Origin of the sequence: Wolbachia endosymbiont (group A) of Chalcis sispes, assembly GCF_964026765.1 — a bacterium.
Classification (GTDB): Bacteria; Pseudomonadota; Alphaproteobacteria; order Rickettsiales; family Anaplasmataceae; genus Wolbachia; species Wolbachia pipientis.
In genome coordinates this window covers 787,371-801,623 of record NZ_OZ034697.1, presented here as the reverse complement: position 1 = coordinate 801,623, position 14,253 = coordinate 787,371, and the positions used below count along the sequence as shown (strand labels likewise).

Below are 14,253 nucleotides of genomic sequence, written 5' to 3'. Positions count from 1 at the left end.
AGTATCGAACCCTCTTACCGAATACAATGATAAAAAACCTAACCTTTCTATGTCTAATATTTGTTTTGATAAGTAGCTGCAGTGTTAGCAACAGGTTTAACTGCACTGCAGGTCATTATAAAATTGGCAGCAGCTACACAATAAATGGTATAACTTATTATCCAAAAAACTGTAAACACTATGAAGAGATAGGGATAGCATCGTGGTATGGAATAGAAGATCATGGCACACTTACAGCAAATGGTGAAGCGTTTAACCGTCACTTGATCTCTGCAGCGCATAAGACTTTGCCCTTACCCTGCTTTGTTCTTGTCACTAATTTAGAAAATGGAAGAAAGCTTGTTACAAGGGTTAACGATAGAGGGCCTTTTATTGAAGGCAGAATAATAGACTTATCAGAAAAAGCAGCTCAAGTCTTAGGATTTCATAAATCTGGGCTTGCAAAAGTAAAAGTCCAATACCTAAGAAAGATGTCAGAACAATTGATACAAAATACTCCTCATTACAGAAAGCAGTATGAAAAAGAAATACAGAAACGTCACCCAAAACAAGACAGTGCAGAAAGTAAGGGATATGTTGCATTTTTTAAAAGTGCTCAGGCTGCTAAATCAGCTGCATCAAAGCTTCGCAATCAAGGAATAAAAAATGTTAGATTGCTTTTTAAGAACGATCAATATTGCGTGAAAGTGAGTTATAGGTAGTGGTGAGTGCAGAATTTGAAAGATTTGGTTAATGTAAGGAACGCTGGCTAACTATTGTAAGTTAAAAATGTGATATAAAAAAGATATCAACAATTTATAGCTATACCACCGCGATATCTCTTAGCCGCTAACACGTAGCGGAATGACGAGCTTATCGTCACGCCACCGCTAACCGTCATACCGCGATTTATTCGCGGTATCTCAGCCGCTAACAAGTAGCGAAATGACAGCAATCCTACGTCATGCCGCCGCTAACCGTCATACCGCGATTCATTCGCGGTATCTCAGCCGCTAACAAGTAGCGGGATGACGAGCTTATCGTCATGCCACCGCGAACCGTCATGCCGCGATTCATTCGCGGTATCTCAGCCGCTAACAAGTAGCGGGATACTTGACCTTTACAGGAATGACAGTTGTCGTTTAGCTATAAATATTAAGAAATTTACCAAATGAAAAAAAAGGCAAAGAAACCCTAGGGTAGCTAGTATTCAAATTCTCCCTTGTCTATTTGACGTCTTTTACTGTCTTAAACACTTTATAAGCGCGTTTCGGCTTGTATAGGTAGAAACCTAAAAGTTTTATAAAGACATGAGGTGCACATAGTGCAAAAAATTAAGCATGATTTACGCCAAATACATTAAGTTTTTTGTCATTAATCCACTGCAGAGATTGCGAAGATAAATAAATAGCTTCAGTTTCATGATAGGAGGGCTGGCGGAGTTTGTCAAGTAAGTTTTTCGTTTCATCCAATGCGCTGCCAAAAGTTTGTTATGCAAGAATGCACTAGCCATTTCTCACAGATTCATTTAAACTTAATCAAGTAGGAGTATTATTAACGCGAAAAGAGTTTAATTAGAGATTTAAGTGATATGGCGCGTGAGGAAGATATAAACCAATTAGTAGAAAATGGATTTGATATTAACTCAAAAGATGCAAGTGGAATCACTCTCTTGCACAAATTCACAAAAGAAGGTGATTTAGTTGGAGTAAAGTCATTACTAGAGCACGAAGCTGATTTCAATGTCGTAGACAACGAAAATAGAAATCCACTGCATTATGCCATTATGCATGGACACAAGAAAGTTGCTAAACTTTTTGTTAACCAACTGACAATTAATTCCAAGGATAAAAATGGATTCACTCCACTGCACCTTGCTGCACTACAAGATGACACGGAATTAATAGATTTTTTGATAACAAAAGGCGCAAAAATTAATGAAAAAGATGCCAAAGAGGGCTATACTCCTCTTCATATAGCTTCACTATACGGTTCTAAAAAAAGCGTCCAAATTTTAATTGATAGCGGAGCAAATCTCGAATGTGAAGATAACAATTTTCGTACTCCTTTGTTTTTAACCATTTATCAATGCACCGCACATTATGACAGCAGAGCAGAAATTATAGAATATCTGATAAAGAAAGGTGCAAATATAGAAGCCAAAGATGCAGAAAATAACACTACGCTTTTCCTAGCAGCGTATAACAACAAAATGCAAATAGTAAAACTTATTGCAAAAAAACAGCAAGCAAGTAACGATAAAATTAAACTTAAAGAGTTTTTTTGCACAAAAAACAACCATGGTTTTGATGCGTTAGATTGCGCTATTGAGCATAATAATAGAAAAATGGTAACATTTCTTGTTTCAAAGGGAATAGAAGCAAACGATCAAGATTTTAATGGTAACGCTAGGCTGCATAAAGCTAGCCATAATGGTAACACTAAAACAGTTAAGCTCTTATTGAAGCTTAAGGTAAACGTTAATGCTGTTACTAAATGTAACAGAACTCCCTTGCTACTCGCAGTTAAAAAAGGCCATACACAAATTGTGAAAATGTTATTGGAAGTTAGAGCCAATATGAACATTTGTGAGCAACAAGGTTTTGCACCTCTACATCTTGCTGTTCAAAAGGATTATTTTGATATAGCTCAGTTGTTAACAGAAAAAGGTGCAGACCTTAACATTAAGTGCAATAACGGTCATACCGCAATAGATATGTTCATTAGCAAGGCTCATAGCAAAAAAAACATCGAAGAAAATTACAAAAAATTTTGTAGATTTTTGATGCTTTACCTGAAAGAGCTACATAGTAAACACAAAGCCTGTTGTATACTTTCAACCCTAGCTCTAAGCTTAACAATAATAGGCTTACCATTTATTTTCAAGCCTATTATTAAATACAGAGAAAGAAGTAAAATATATAAAAAAATTAGGGCTATGCTGGTCTACATTTAAGTACAAGAAGAGTATACAAAAAATACATAGCCAAAGCTAATACACGACAATTATCTGCTCGATGAAAATGAGATTAAATACATTTTTAATATTTTTATAGAAATCTATTAGTATAGATTTTGTATGCTGTTCTAATGGCTATTTTTAAATGCTTAATACTCCTCTTCATTATTTCTTGCACACATCTACCTACCAAGCAATATCCTATTAACATAGACAATTATAAGCACGATTATCCGTTGCAACAATATAACACCTCTTTGGAGATTAATGAACCGGCAATACCAGAAATTATGCCTTTACCAATAGAGTTTCCCGATCTCACAATCAGTAATCAGCTTATTTCTATTAATGTTAGTGAAGAAGTATCAGTAAAGGATTTGCTGATTGAGATAGGAAAACTTTCTGACGTTAACTTGGATATGGACCCAAAAATATCAGGTAATATTATTTTAAAGCTAAAAGATAAGGATATAAACGAAGTAATTCAGAGTATAGCAAATAGCGCCAAACTGCGTTACTCAACAAGTAATGGTGTAATTAGAATTGAGCAGGACTTGCCATACGCGCAAAATTATTACGTAGACTTCATCAATATTCAACATTCTGCTCAAAGCAGTTTCGTCATTAATAACAATATTACTAACAGTGATGGAAGTAACGTTGATAGGGACTATAACAATGTTATGAAGTCTCAATACAGTAGTGACTTATGGAATTCATTAGAAAAAGGCTTGAATGCAATAATGGATGTTAACGGGGTGGATGATGGCGAATTCCTTTCATCCAACAGAGAAGCTGGTGTTATTATTTTGAATGCTAGAAAAGATATCCACAAAGCTGTTGAAGAATATATTAATAAGGTTAAGAAGTTAGCGTCTTCTCAAGTAATGATAGAGGCAAAAATAGTTGAAGTTGTGCTAGATGACAAATACCTTTCTGGTATGAACTTAAATGACTTACAAGATGGAATTAAGTCTATAATAAATCAAGATAACTCCATTATTAACCTAGCAATGAACTTTGGTGCAAATGATCTAGGAGATTTAGTAAAAAATTTAGACAAATTTGGCACTTCAACTGTAATTTCAAGCCCCAGAGTACATGCTATAAATAATCAGCAAGCGATGATTTCATTTACTAAAAACCATATTTATTTTACCTCCGATATACAAAAAGATACTAGAAACTCTAATCAGACCTTAATTACCAAGATGAATAGCGTCCCAATAGGTGTTGTGCTAATAATCCACCCAAGCATTAACATTGATACTAGTGAAATATTCATGGATATACATCCAACTTTATCAAGAATTAACGGCTACACTAAAGATCCAGATATAGAGTACGTCGCACAGCAGAGTAAAATGAAATTAAATAGCGACATTCCAATTGTTGAAATCAGAGAAATGAACTCTATGTTAAAAATTAAGAGCGGTGAAATTATGGTAATCGGCGGGCTTATAGAACATAGAGAAGATAAGCAAAGCTTATTGCACCAGAAGTCAAAAAGGCTAGCGAATAATATTAGAACAGTAGAAACTGTCATTTTTTTAAAAGCAACAATCGTACCAACATTTGGTTTGTTAGATAGAAAAGATAAGAATTTATATATATATTAAATTATCACTAAAAATTAAATATCAAACCAATTTCAATATTGTGAGTAGATATGTCATCTGCAACAGGTATCGGAACGCTAAAGTAACGATAGCCGAGAAAGGTTTTGATTTCTGGGATTATTGAATAATCAACACCAAGTTTTATTTGATAAGCAAACCAAGGAACATTCAGTGGCATTGAATTTTGGGGTGACCCATTAATCCTTTTTAATCTAAAAACTGTTGGTCCTATACCAAGACCGATGTACGGAGCAAATTGTGTATCCTGAACGCTGGGATTATAATAGAAGTTTAACAAAAACGCAAATATACTTGCTGATTTATCAAATACCGGAGGAGAATTACTATCTTCAATATTGGCTATAGAATACGCGGCTTCAAAATCAATTTTACCATTTTCTCCAGCATAGTAACCTAAAGACATGCTGCTAAACCACTGGAAATCAATTTTACCATCAAATTGCTGTATACTTTTAATTTCATCTGCCACTATATTTTTTATTATAAAACCATAATGACTTTCAACTAAAGTTAGGACTCTTTTTCCTATTTCTTGTATACCCTTTACAAATGTTTCTGAATTATCATGGTATACCTTACCACCGTTAGCGCTAACATAAAAATCAAGTTTTTTTGATTTTTCTTTTGTAGGCTCAGCTTGATCTGCAATACGTGACCACATATTTTTCTGATCAGCTACTTGGAGAATAGAAGGTTGTTCAATAGGACTATTTTCAGGTTCTTGATATTTTAAATCCTCTGTTAGTACTTCTTTTTCAGTAACCTCTTTAGAATGCATTACATCTTCATTATTGTCCGTTTCTAGTTTTAAGAGTTGTGTTCCAATAACTTGTTCAACGTGTACATAATTACCGATATAAGTAATAAAAAAATAGACACATGAAATTAAAATCAAAAATAAAGTAATAGATCTTTTAGTTATCACAAATGAACCCATAATTATCATTTATAGTATAACCATCATATCATATATTTCTTTAATGTACAAAAAATTAAGGTAAGATACTTCCGATTAGATAATTATTTTCCACTCCTTTAACATTAACTTTCACAATACTCTTGGCCTGAGCTTTTGATTCAAGCTTTACTAATGCAAAATTTTCTGTTCTACCGATATGATTTTGCTCAACCAGAACACTTTGCTTAGTGTTGATCAAGGATTGACAAAAACTGCTTATAATTTCTTTATTTACTTCTCTTAAATTTTTTACTCGTTCTTTACGCACATTCTCTGGTACTTGTGGCATTCGTGCAGCAGGTGTATTCTTCCGCTCTGAATATGGAAAAGCATGTAGGTAAACTATATTTGTTTTTTTCAGTAAATCAACTGTATCCTGAAACATTTCATCAGTTTCTGTTGGAAATCCAGCAATAATATCAGCGCCAAATGCTATATTAGGCCTCAAGCTCTTCATTTTATGACAAAATTCTATCACTTGTTCTCTGTTGTGACGACGCTTCATTCTCTTTAGTATTAAATTATTACCAGATTGTAGACTCAAATGTAAATGAGGCATAAGTCTTGACTCATTAGCTATTAAATCCATTAATTCGTCGTCAACTTCAGCAACATCGATAGAGGAAAGTCTTAGCCTCTTCAACTCTGGTATATCCTTTAAAACTCTCCTAATCATTGAACCAAGTGATGGCTTACCCAACAAATCTGTACCAAAGTCAGTAATATCAACCCCTGTAAACACTACTTCTTGATATCCATTTTCTACAAAGATCCTGATTTGCTCTATAATACTGTTTATTGGCACAGATCGATTATTCCCTCTTGCCTCAGTAATTGAACAAAATGTGCAGCTATGATTACAACCATTTTGAATTTCAATAAATGCCCTTGACTTATCTTCAAATCCATTAATTAGAACAGGTTCTACTTGGTTATCACTGACCAAGATTTTATCGTCATTTAGTAAGTAATTTTCAGCTTTTAGCTTATCTTGATTACCGAGCACTTTACTTACACCAGGAATGCTACTGTAAACTTCTGGATCCAACTGAACAGCACAACCAACTACGATAATTTCTTTATTTGGATCATTTTTGTAAATCTTACGTATCTTTTGCTTTACCTGACGTTCTGCTTCGTTTGTCACTGCACAGCTATGCACCACAACAACATTTTCTCTCTTTGCTTTTTTTAATGCTTCTTTGATTAACTCGCTCTCGTAAAAATTTAGACGACAACCAAATGTTATCACTTCATTCATGTTAGTATTTTTTGCTTTAATAGACCTAAATTATATCAAATATCCAAGCAAAGTCTCTTGCATGACTATTTTTTTGTAAATAAATGCTATGCAAGCAGCAGACACTGGGATCTCAACGATTTTCACTCAGACACAGTATCACTCCTTTGCTTATTATAGTCTTTTGACCTTTTTAAGATACAATCCGGATTGGATACTGAGTTGGTGAGTATAAAAGTATAGCTTCTACGTCATACCGCTGCGGTATCTCTTAGCCGCTAACAAGTAGCGGGATGACGATTGTCGGTGAATCTAAGAACCTGTTTAAAATCTTCGTAATAGGAGAGAAATGAAGGAAAGGACAATCATTTGCAAGCTGGTATTGAGTTTACGTTCGCAATTTTTCCATAGCCGTCTACACTTTTCTAACCAAGCAAAAGAACGCTCAACAACCCATCTCTTTGGCAATACAACAAAAGAATGTAATTCACTGCGCTTTATTACCTCAACAGTTGCACCAATAATATCTTTTATTTGGGTTGCAAAAATTTTTCCTGTGTAGCCTGCATCAACCAATATATTTTTGACTTCAGAAAGGGTATCTTTAGCATTTTCAACCATTCTTACAGCGCTACTACGATCAGTTACTTCTGCTGTTGTTACATAAATTGCATGTGGTAGACCTTGAGTATCAACTGCAATATGACGCTTTATGCCTGAAATCTTTTTACCTGCATCATAGCCCTTTTTTTCAGCAGTATCTGTGTTTTTAACACTTTGAGCATCAATTATACAGAAGCTAGTTTTCTCTTTCCGACCATTGTTGATACGGATCTCTCCAACCAATTTTTTTTAAAACTAATTCCAACAAACTTGGTTCTTCTCCATTCTTTTTATTCCACATTTGAAAATAGTAATATACGCTTTCCCACCTTGGAAAATCTTTTGGCAACATTCTCCACTGGCAACCACTTTTTAGGACGTATAACACTGTACGAAATACATCATACAAATCAAGTTTTCTTGGTCTCGTTTTCTTCCTGCTACTCTCTAGTATTGGTCTGATTTTTTCAAATTGCTCTCGACTTATATCACTTGGATAATTTTTACGCATAGATATACCTCATTCTTAATCTACCACTATTTTACCTCATCTCTCCGAGATTTTAAACAGGTTCTAAGTTACCTTAGCTACATTTCTAGCTGTAACTATAAATGTATGGATTTTTTATCGTGCCATGTTATAATTAACGTCTTGCTAAAAATTAAATATTGATGAATGAACTAAGAAAGTTAAGTATTACACAAATGCATGACGGGCTCAAAAAAAAGAGTTTTTCTGCCGTTGAACTCGTAGAGGCGCACATCAGTGCGGTTGAAAATGAGAAATTAAATGCATTTATAACAAAAACCCCAGAGATAGCAATGAAAGCTGCTAAAGCTGCAGATGAACATTTCTCTAGGCAAAAGGATGATTTAATCTCGCCGCTCATGGGTGTACCAGTTGGCATCAAAGATCTATTCTGTACAAAAGGAATAAAAACAACAGCATGCTCAAAAATGCTGGAAAATTTCGTTCCGACTTACGAATCTACGGTGTCTGACTTGCTTTTAAAAAGTGGAGCAGCCATGCTCGGTAAGCTTAATATGGATGAATTTGCTATGGGTTCTGCGAACACAAATAGCTATTTTGGCCCTGTTGAAAATGTGTGGATTAGAAAAAGCGATGGGGAAAAAGTTGTTCCTGGTGGATCATCTGGTGGATCTGCAGCATCGGTAGCTGGATTTTTATGCGCTGGAGCACTAGGGAGTGACACCGGTGGATCTGTGCGCCAACCAGCAGCTTATTGTGGAGTAGTTGGAATAAAGCCAACTTATGGAAGATGCTCGCGTTTTGGTATGATTGCATTTGCGAGTTCTCTAGATCAAGCAGGAGTCATTACTCGTTCTGTCTCTGATTCAGCATTAATGCTGGAAGCAATTTGTGGCTATGATACAAAAGATTCAACATCAAGTAGAAAGCCAGCACCTAAATTTTCCAGCTTTATAAATGGTGATGTCAAGGGTAAGCGTATTGGTATACCAAAAGAATATAGGATGGATGGAATTTCAGAGGAAATAGTCCATAATTGGGAGAAAGTTGCTTCCTATTTAAAAGAAAATGGCGCTGAAGTTGTTGACGTTACTCTGCCACATACTAAATATGCAATACCAGTCTATTATTTAATTTGTTCTGCTGAAACTTCATCCAATCTTGCTCGTTATGACGGTGTGCGTTATGGGTTCAGGGTTGATGCTGATACCCTTGAAGAAATGTATTCACTAACAAGAGCAGAAGGTTTCGGTAAAGAGGTGAAAAGAAGAATTTTAATTGGCGCTTATGCGCTTTCCTCAGGTCATTACAATGAATATTACGAAAAAGCACAGTGTATCAGGGCATTAATCAGAAATGATTTTATAAAAGCGTTTGAAAAAATAGATTACATACTTGTGCCATCTGCTCCAACAGAAGCTTTTGGCTTAAATGAAAAGCCAGATCCGCTAATTATGTGCATCAATGATGTGTTTACTGTGCCAGCAAGTCTGGCAGGATTGCCTGCTATTTCTGTTCCCGTTGGGCTCTCCAATGAGGGTTTACCACTTGCCTTGCAAGTAATTGGAAATTATTACGACGAAGCTGGAATATTAAATGTGGCAAGTGTGATAGAGCAAAATTGCGGCAGAACAATTAGCACTGATTTCCATCCAAAAGGGTGTCATTCCAGCGTGTGAAACTGGCATAAAACGGAACTAGAATTAAATGTAAAACTTGCTTGACAAACCTCGCCAGCCCCCTTATCATAAAACTGAAGCTATTTATTTATCTTCGCAATCTGCAGATTAAAACGACAAAGGGAACTTTGTATTTGGCGTAAATCATGCTTAATTTTTTGCACTATGTGCACCTCATGTCTTTATAAAACTTCTGGGTTTCTACCTATACAAGCCGAAACGCGCTTATAAAGCGTTTAAGACATCAAAAGACGTCAAATAGAACAAGGGAGAATTTGAATACTAGCTACCCTAGGTTCTCTTTGCCTTTTTTTCTGCTTAGTAAATTTCTTAAACATTTAAACTAAGGTGAGTTGCATTTAAAAGCAGCTAAATTGCAGTGTTTAAGACTTAAAAAACGCCAACGCGTTTAATACAATGTTGCAAATTCTCCTCCTGCGCTAGTTCTTTGATCCGAAATGTCACTTCTACCTTGTCAAGACCAATGTTAATTTGCTTTATTAATGTCCTAACAATACCACGTTTAGTTTGCCAATCTAGGTAGTCTAGGTTCGATTTAACACTAGAATAAAAACCCTTTATACTATTGATAATAAGGCTCATTCTCTTCTGTAGTGTTTTTTGATCAACAACCTTTTTCTTTTCTTCTTCCATCCCTTTTAAACGTTCCCTCATTTTTTTCATTGTCTGCTTAAATTCTTCCTCACTTATATATTTTTCCCCGCCTGCATTTTCTTGACTATAATAATCTTCCATAAGTTTTTCGATACCTTGTTTTATTTGACTTTCCCTTCTTGCAAATTTTTTATCTGATGATTCATCATTTTTATTTTCTGAAACTCTACGTTGGTACTCCTTTTTAATCCTCTCTGGGTTTTTTAGTACATCTTTCACCTTTTCCCATACTGACCTTACCCAGAAAAAGTGGAGAGAAAGAAAGGAGTTTTTTCGGGTAAAATAAAATTTTGGAGGATTAGAAATGGCAAGAGAATATACGGCAGAATTCAAATTGGAAGCTGTTAAGCTGGCAAATGAACAAAGAAAGGTAGGTCAACCAGTTGCAAAAGTAGCAAGAGATCTAGGAATAAGGGATAGTGTATTAGGAAAATGGATGAAGAAATATAACGAAAAAAAGTCAGCGGCAAATGCATTTCCAGATGTAGCACCTTATGACAAAGAGAGATTTGATTTACAGAAAGAGTTAGCAAAAGTAACAAGAGAAAGAGACATTTTAAAAAAAGCCCTGGCCAGTCAAAAAGAGTAAAATATTTTTTTATAAAAGAGCATAGTAAACACCATAAAGTGCAGGAATTATGTAGGATTTTCTGCTAGTGGCTACTATAAGTGGACTACAAGGAAAATAAGCAGTAGAGAATCAACAAATAAAAGCAGATATTCAAAAAAAGCTTTTAAATGTAGATATGGAGCTCCTAAAATTCATGCTGAATTAAAGGCTTTGGGTAAAAGTTGCAACTTAAAAACAGTGCAAAGTATTATGCAGAAAAATGGTATTCAGGCTATATTGAGAAGAAAATTTAAAATTAAGAAACAACAAACGGACAGTAGCTCCCAATATATTAGACCAAAACTTTATTGTCGATCAACCAAATAAAGTATGGGATTACTTATATAAAAACCAAAGAAGGATGGCTATATTTGGCAACAATAATCGATCTATATTCACGCATGGTAGTTAATGAGCAGTTCAATAAATAAACAATTGGTTATGGACTCTTTATTAATGGCCGTTAACAAGCGTAAACCTGCCAAAAATCTACTATTACATAGTGATCAAGGTTCACAATATACTTCGCAAGGTTATCAATATCTCTTATCCATAAAAAACATAGATGAGTCATAAAGGTTGTTGTTACGACAATTCTGTTGTGGAAAGCTTCTTTAGCTCATTGAAAAGAGAAATACTTATTGATACTTCACAACACTCTGCTCAACAAACTAGAACTGCAATATTTGAATACATAGAAATTTTTTATAACAAACAACGTCACTATTAACTATTGCATTCCTGAGCATTTTGATTCATCATTCTCTTTGTGAAAAACATTCCAAACTTTCTCTCCACTTTTTCTGGGTAAGGTCAGTTTCCATTTGGTTCAAACTCGGATACAATTTCCCCAGAGCTGGGTAATCTCATACCAGAACCATCTGCTGCAATAAGTCTATAGCCTCTCCAACTCAGGTTCATCCTGATAGGCTGTTTGGATGCTTAAATTCTTGAAAGCCTGTATGGCAAATCTTATACCTTGCTTTAGAAAAAGCTTGCTTTGAGGGTACATGTCAATGGCTCCATAAGTTCACATTCTATTCCCAAACTTTTTTTAACTAACTTTAAAATCATAGAAAATACTGTCGAAAAAGGAAGTTTTCTTGTTCGTGTAAAACTCAACACAATGGATTTTCTGAAAAGTTTTCGAGTATATTGCATTTTTAATTTGTAAGATAAGATCTTTTCCTTTTTGCATGCCTCACCTAAAAAGACACATTTTAAACTTTTTTGTTGCAATAAAATAGAAACAAAAGTGCTGTCCCTTGCACTCTTTGGATAATTTAATGATAAAAAATTTGGAGAGAAATTTTATACACTATCGCTGATATTTTTCCTTAAGTTGACGCCATTGCCTGAACGGATACATGACAAATCTATCGTTTATCAAATCGTCGGTAAGCCTAAAGCTATAGCCATTAAGCACGATAAAGAAAATCATTCATAATCGCTATAGCAACTAGTGTAGACACTTGACGTTCCTTGTGATTTGATAAATAGAGGTTTTTATCTGACTTCACAACAAGGGCTTCTGGATGACTTTGAAAGTGAACATTACCATGCTTATCTTCAATAGCCTCTATTACCCCCTCACTGGAAAATGCTGCAACTTTATATCCAAGTGACTCCAATTTTCTTCTATTTTCTGGTGTATTACCTACTGCTCCTGAATGAGCATCTGGAAAATATGTTGAAAACCAGCCATTTTCATTAGGCATTAGGAATTTGGCTACTACTTCTGCTAAACGACTATTTGGAACGATCTTTATCTGCTGGAGAGGTACATCCTCTTTCTGTGGATTAGGTGCTGATTTTAAATGAGATCTTTGCTTCTCTTCATCACTCACAACACTCACTACTTCAATTCCCTTTGCATTCATTATGCCTTCACATATGCCAAGTAAATGAATTGCAGGGTTATCATCAACTATTTTTACAATTGCTTCAGTAACAAGCTGGCGATAAGGAGTGGGTGCTGAGTGTAAATTATCCGGAATAAATATTCTATTTATTTTGTGCTCTTTAACAAACTTTGCAACTTCAACTTTTATTCGGTCTAATGTTAGCTTCTTTGCCAATGTTTCATCTTGTTTTGCAAAGATAAGCGACTTTTCTTGGATTTCTTTTAAGTTAATTATTTTATTGTAGTCAATGAGTACGGTTTTAACTCCAAAGTTATTAAACATCTCGTAGATATTTTGAGATAGCCCAAGCTCATGTGCTTCTTCCGTTTTCAACAAACCAACAACTATGTCATTATTTACTGTATTTTCTGCCGTCAAGACAGTTGACGCTGGTTCTTCTTTTCTGGTTACATGTTGAGATGCCGGTTTTTCACTAACGCCAGCATAAGTAATATTGCTTAATAATAGAACTATAATTAATAAGATATTAAATAGTTTATTATAATATTTATATACTATGACTTGCCTCCCTAATATTTATATTACGATATAGAGTATTTTATAACAAAAAGGCAAGTTTGCCAAGAAAGAGAAGGTGGCCTGAGCAGGAATCGAACCAGCGACACAAGGATTTTCAGTCCTTTGCTCTACCAACTGAGCTATCAGGCCAACTGTATACTTTTATTTTTAGATAAAAAATGTTATTATGTCTATCAAAAGTTTTTAAAGTAGTTTATAAAAATAAAGGATGAACATTAATGACAAAATAGGAATCTACCCTGGCACATTTGACCCTATAACTTTTGGGCATCTTGACATAATCAAAAGAGCGTGTAAACTAGTCGATAAATTAATAATAGGAGTTGCAGAAAACGTTAATAAGCATACTGCCTTTGACACAAAGCTACGCACAAGCATGGCTGAAAATGAAATCAAAGGACTAGGAATTGATGCAGATGTTATATCTTTTAATGGGTTGCTAGTGAAGTTTGCCAAAGAGCAGAATGCTTCTGTTATTATTAGGGGATTAAGAGCAGTATCGGATTTTGATTACGAGTTTCAAATGAGCTGGGTAAATTATAAACTTCTTCCTGAAATCGAAACCATATTTCTTCCTGCTTCTGAAGATACTCAATTTATCTCATCAAGCTTTGTAAAGGAAATAGCAAGATTAGGAGAAGATGTTAGCAAATTTGTATCAAAAGGTGTTCAAAACGAATTGATTAACCTGAATAGGATAAAAAATGGAGAATAGTGCTTGTTGTTTTTTATTTCTGAATGGGTATATTCAATATATAAAATGTTATAAGCTAAAGGAGCAGCATGTCAAAAGTGATGGTTAATAATAGAAAAGTTTGTTGTCATGGTGATGAGAATGATGAGGGTTCTGGCCATCCATTAATATATTTAGATATGGGAGAAGAAGAGGAAATAGCCTGCCCTTATTGTGAAAAGACGTTTGTCCATGACTGTACTGTGGAAGCGGTTGGGGAGCTGACTAGGGATGATCTCTAAT

Annotated in this window: 15 protein-coding genes, 1 tRNA gene and 1 pseudogene; 10 read left to right on the top strand and 7 right to left on the bottom strand. The window is 34.8% G+C overall.

What is annotated here, in order from left to right; genetic code table 11:
• The first annotated feature begins 26 nt into the window (after positions 1-26).
• The 3 genes from AAGD72_RS04045 (at position 27) to AAGD72_RS04035 (ending at position 4,557) form a co-directional block, all read left to right on the top strand.
• Complete coding sequence (locus AAGD72_RS04045) at positions 27-701, top strand: septal ring lytic transglycosylase RlpA family protein (protein WP_341814628.1); 675 nt, start codon at positions 27-29, stop codon at positions 699-701.
• Positions 702-1,570: 869 nt separating this feature from the next.
• Positions 1,571-2,935, top strand: a complete 1,365-nt coding sequence (locus AAGD72_RS04040) for an ankyrin repeat domain-containing protein (RefSeq protein ID WP_065095203.1) — start codon at positions 1,571-1,573, stop codon at positions 2,933-2,935.
• Between the two features lie 134 nt (positions 2,936-3,069).
• Positions 3,070-4,557 carry a secretion system protein gene (locus AAGD72_RS04035; RefSeq protein WP_341814627.1) on the top strand — a complete coding sequence of 496 codons (1,488 nt, stop codon included), beginning with the start codon at positions 3,070-3,072 and terminating at the stop codon, positions 4,555-4,557.
• Positions 4,558-4,564: 7 nt separating this feature from the next.
• On the opposite strand, the gene AAGD72_RS04030 is transcribed toward AAGD72_RS04035, so the two are convergent.
• The 3 genes from AAGD72_RS04030 to AAGD72_RS04020 form a co-directional block, all read right to left on the bottom strand.
• Positions 4,565-5,503, bottom strand: coding sequence for a P44/Msp2 family outer membrane protein (locus AAGD72_RS04030; protein WP_341814626.1), 939 nt, complete (start codon positions 5,501-5,503; stop codon positions 4,565-4,567).
• 67 nt (positions 5,504-5,570) lie between these two features.
• Positions 5,571-6,797: a tRNA (N(6)-L-threonylcarbamoyladenosine(37)-C(2))-methylthiotransferase MtaB gene (mtaB, locus tag AAGD72_RS04025; protein WP_341814625.1), complete on the bottom strand. Its 1,227-nt coding sequence runs from the start codon at positions 6,795-6,797 to the stop codon at positions 5,571-5,573.
• Positions 6,798-7,100: 303 nt separating this feature from the next.
• Positions 7,101-7,890 (bottom strand): IS5 family transposase gene (locus AAGD72_RS04020; protein ID WP_341814578.1). Its coding sequence is split into 2 segments (ribosomal slippage): positions 7,101-7,628 and positions 7,630-7,890, totalling 789 coding nucleotides; the frame shifts between segments, so codons are not numbered across the junction.
• 161 nt (positions 7,891-8,051) lie between these two features.
• On the opposite strand from AAGD72_RS04020, the gene gatA reads away from it, so the two are divergent.
• The gene (gene gatA / locus AAGD72_RS04015; protein WP_341815127.1) at positions 8,052-9,548 is read left to right on the top strand and encodes an Asp-tRNA(Asn)/Glu-tRNA(Gln) amidotransferase subunit GatA; all 1,497 of its coding nucleotides are present in this window, start codon (positions 8,052-8,054) and stop codon (positions 9,546-9,548) included.
• A gap of 390 nt (positions 9,549-9,938) precedes the next feature.
• Here the strand turns inward: gatA and AAGD72_RS04010 are convergent, their stop codons facing one another.
• Positions 9,939-10,442 (bottom strand): hypothetical protein, encoded by a 504-nt coding sequence (locus AAGD72_RS04010; RefSeq protein WP_341814624.1) that lies wholly within the window; start codon positions 10,440-10,442, stop codon positions 9,939-9,941.
• An 85-nt stretch (positions 10,443-10,527) separates the two neighbouring features.
• Here AAGD72_RS04010 and AAGD72_RS04005 point away from each other — a divergent pair, with 85 nt between their 5' ends.
• The 4 genes from AAGD72_RS04005 (at position 10,528) to AAGD72_RS04000 (ending at position 11,563) form a co-directional block, all read left to right on the top strand.
• Positions 10,528-10,812, top strand: a complete 285-nt coding sequence (locus AAGD72_RS04005) for a transposase (RefSeq protein WP_038198869.1) — start codon at positions 10,528-10,530, stop codon at positions 10,810-10,812.
• Between the two features lie 192 nt (positions 10,813-11,004).
• Complete coding sequence (locus tag AAGD72_RS06420) at positions 11,005-11,160, top strand: transposase (protein WP_209472784.1); 156 nt, start codon at positions 11,005-11,007, stop codon at positions 11,158-11,160.
• Between the two features lie 84 nt (positions 11,161-11,244).
• Positions 11,245-11,409, top strand: coding sequence for a DDE-type integrase/transposase/recombinase (locus AAGD72_RS06415; RefSeq protein WP_156768661.1), 165 nt, complete (start codon positions 11,245-11,247; stop codon positions 11,407-11,409).
• Complete coding sequence (locus AAGD72_RS04000; protein WP_080717614.1) at positions 11,399-11,563, top strand: IS3 family transposase; 165 nt, start codon at positions 11,399-11,401, stop codon at positions 11,561-11,563. The genes AAGD72_RS06415 and AAGD72_RS04000 overlap by 11 nt, the downstream gene beginning before the upstream one ends.
• 89 nt (positions 11,564-11,652) lie before the next feature.
• On the opposite strand, the pseudogene AAGD72_RS03995 reads toward AAGD72_RS04000, so the two are convergent.
• The 3 genes and pseudogenes from AAGD72_RS03995 to AAGD72_RS03985 all read right to left on the bottom strand — a co-directional run.
• Positions 11,653-12,031: pseudogene (locus tag AAGD72_RS03995) on the bottom strand (IS4 family transposase); the annotation flags it as partial.
• A gap of 220 nt (positions 12,032-12,251) precedes the next feature.
• Positions 12,252-13,115, bottom strand: coding sequence for a gamma-glutamyl-gamma-aminobutyrate hydrolase family protein (locus AAGD72_RS03990; RefSeq protein ID WP_264718703.1), 864 nt, complete (start codon positions 13,113-13,115; stop codon positions 12,252-12,254).
• A gap of 218 nt (positions 13,116-13,333) precedes the next feature.
• Positions 13,334-13,406, bottom strand: a tRNA-Phe gene (locus tag AAGD72_RS03985).
• A gap of 79 nt (positions 13,407-13,485) precedes the next feature.
• Here AAGD72_RS03985 and coaD point away from each other — a divergent pair.
• Both coaD and AAGD72_RS03975 read left to right on the top strand, forming a co-directional pair.
• Positions 13,486-13,992, top strand: coding sequence for a pantetheine-phosphate adenylyltransferase (gene coaD, locus AAGD72_RS03980; protein WP_006279325.1), 507 nt, complete (start codon positions 13,486-13,488; stop codon positions 13,990-13,992).
• 68 nt (positions 13,993-14,060) lie between these two features.
• A complete protein-coding gene (locus tag AAGD72_RS03975; RefSeq protein ID WP_341814623.1) occupies positions 14,061-14,252 on the top strand; it encodes a zinc-finger domain-containing protein in 192 nt (63 codons plus the stop codon).
• Position 14,253 lies beyond the last annotated feature (1 nt).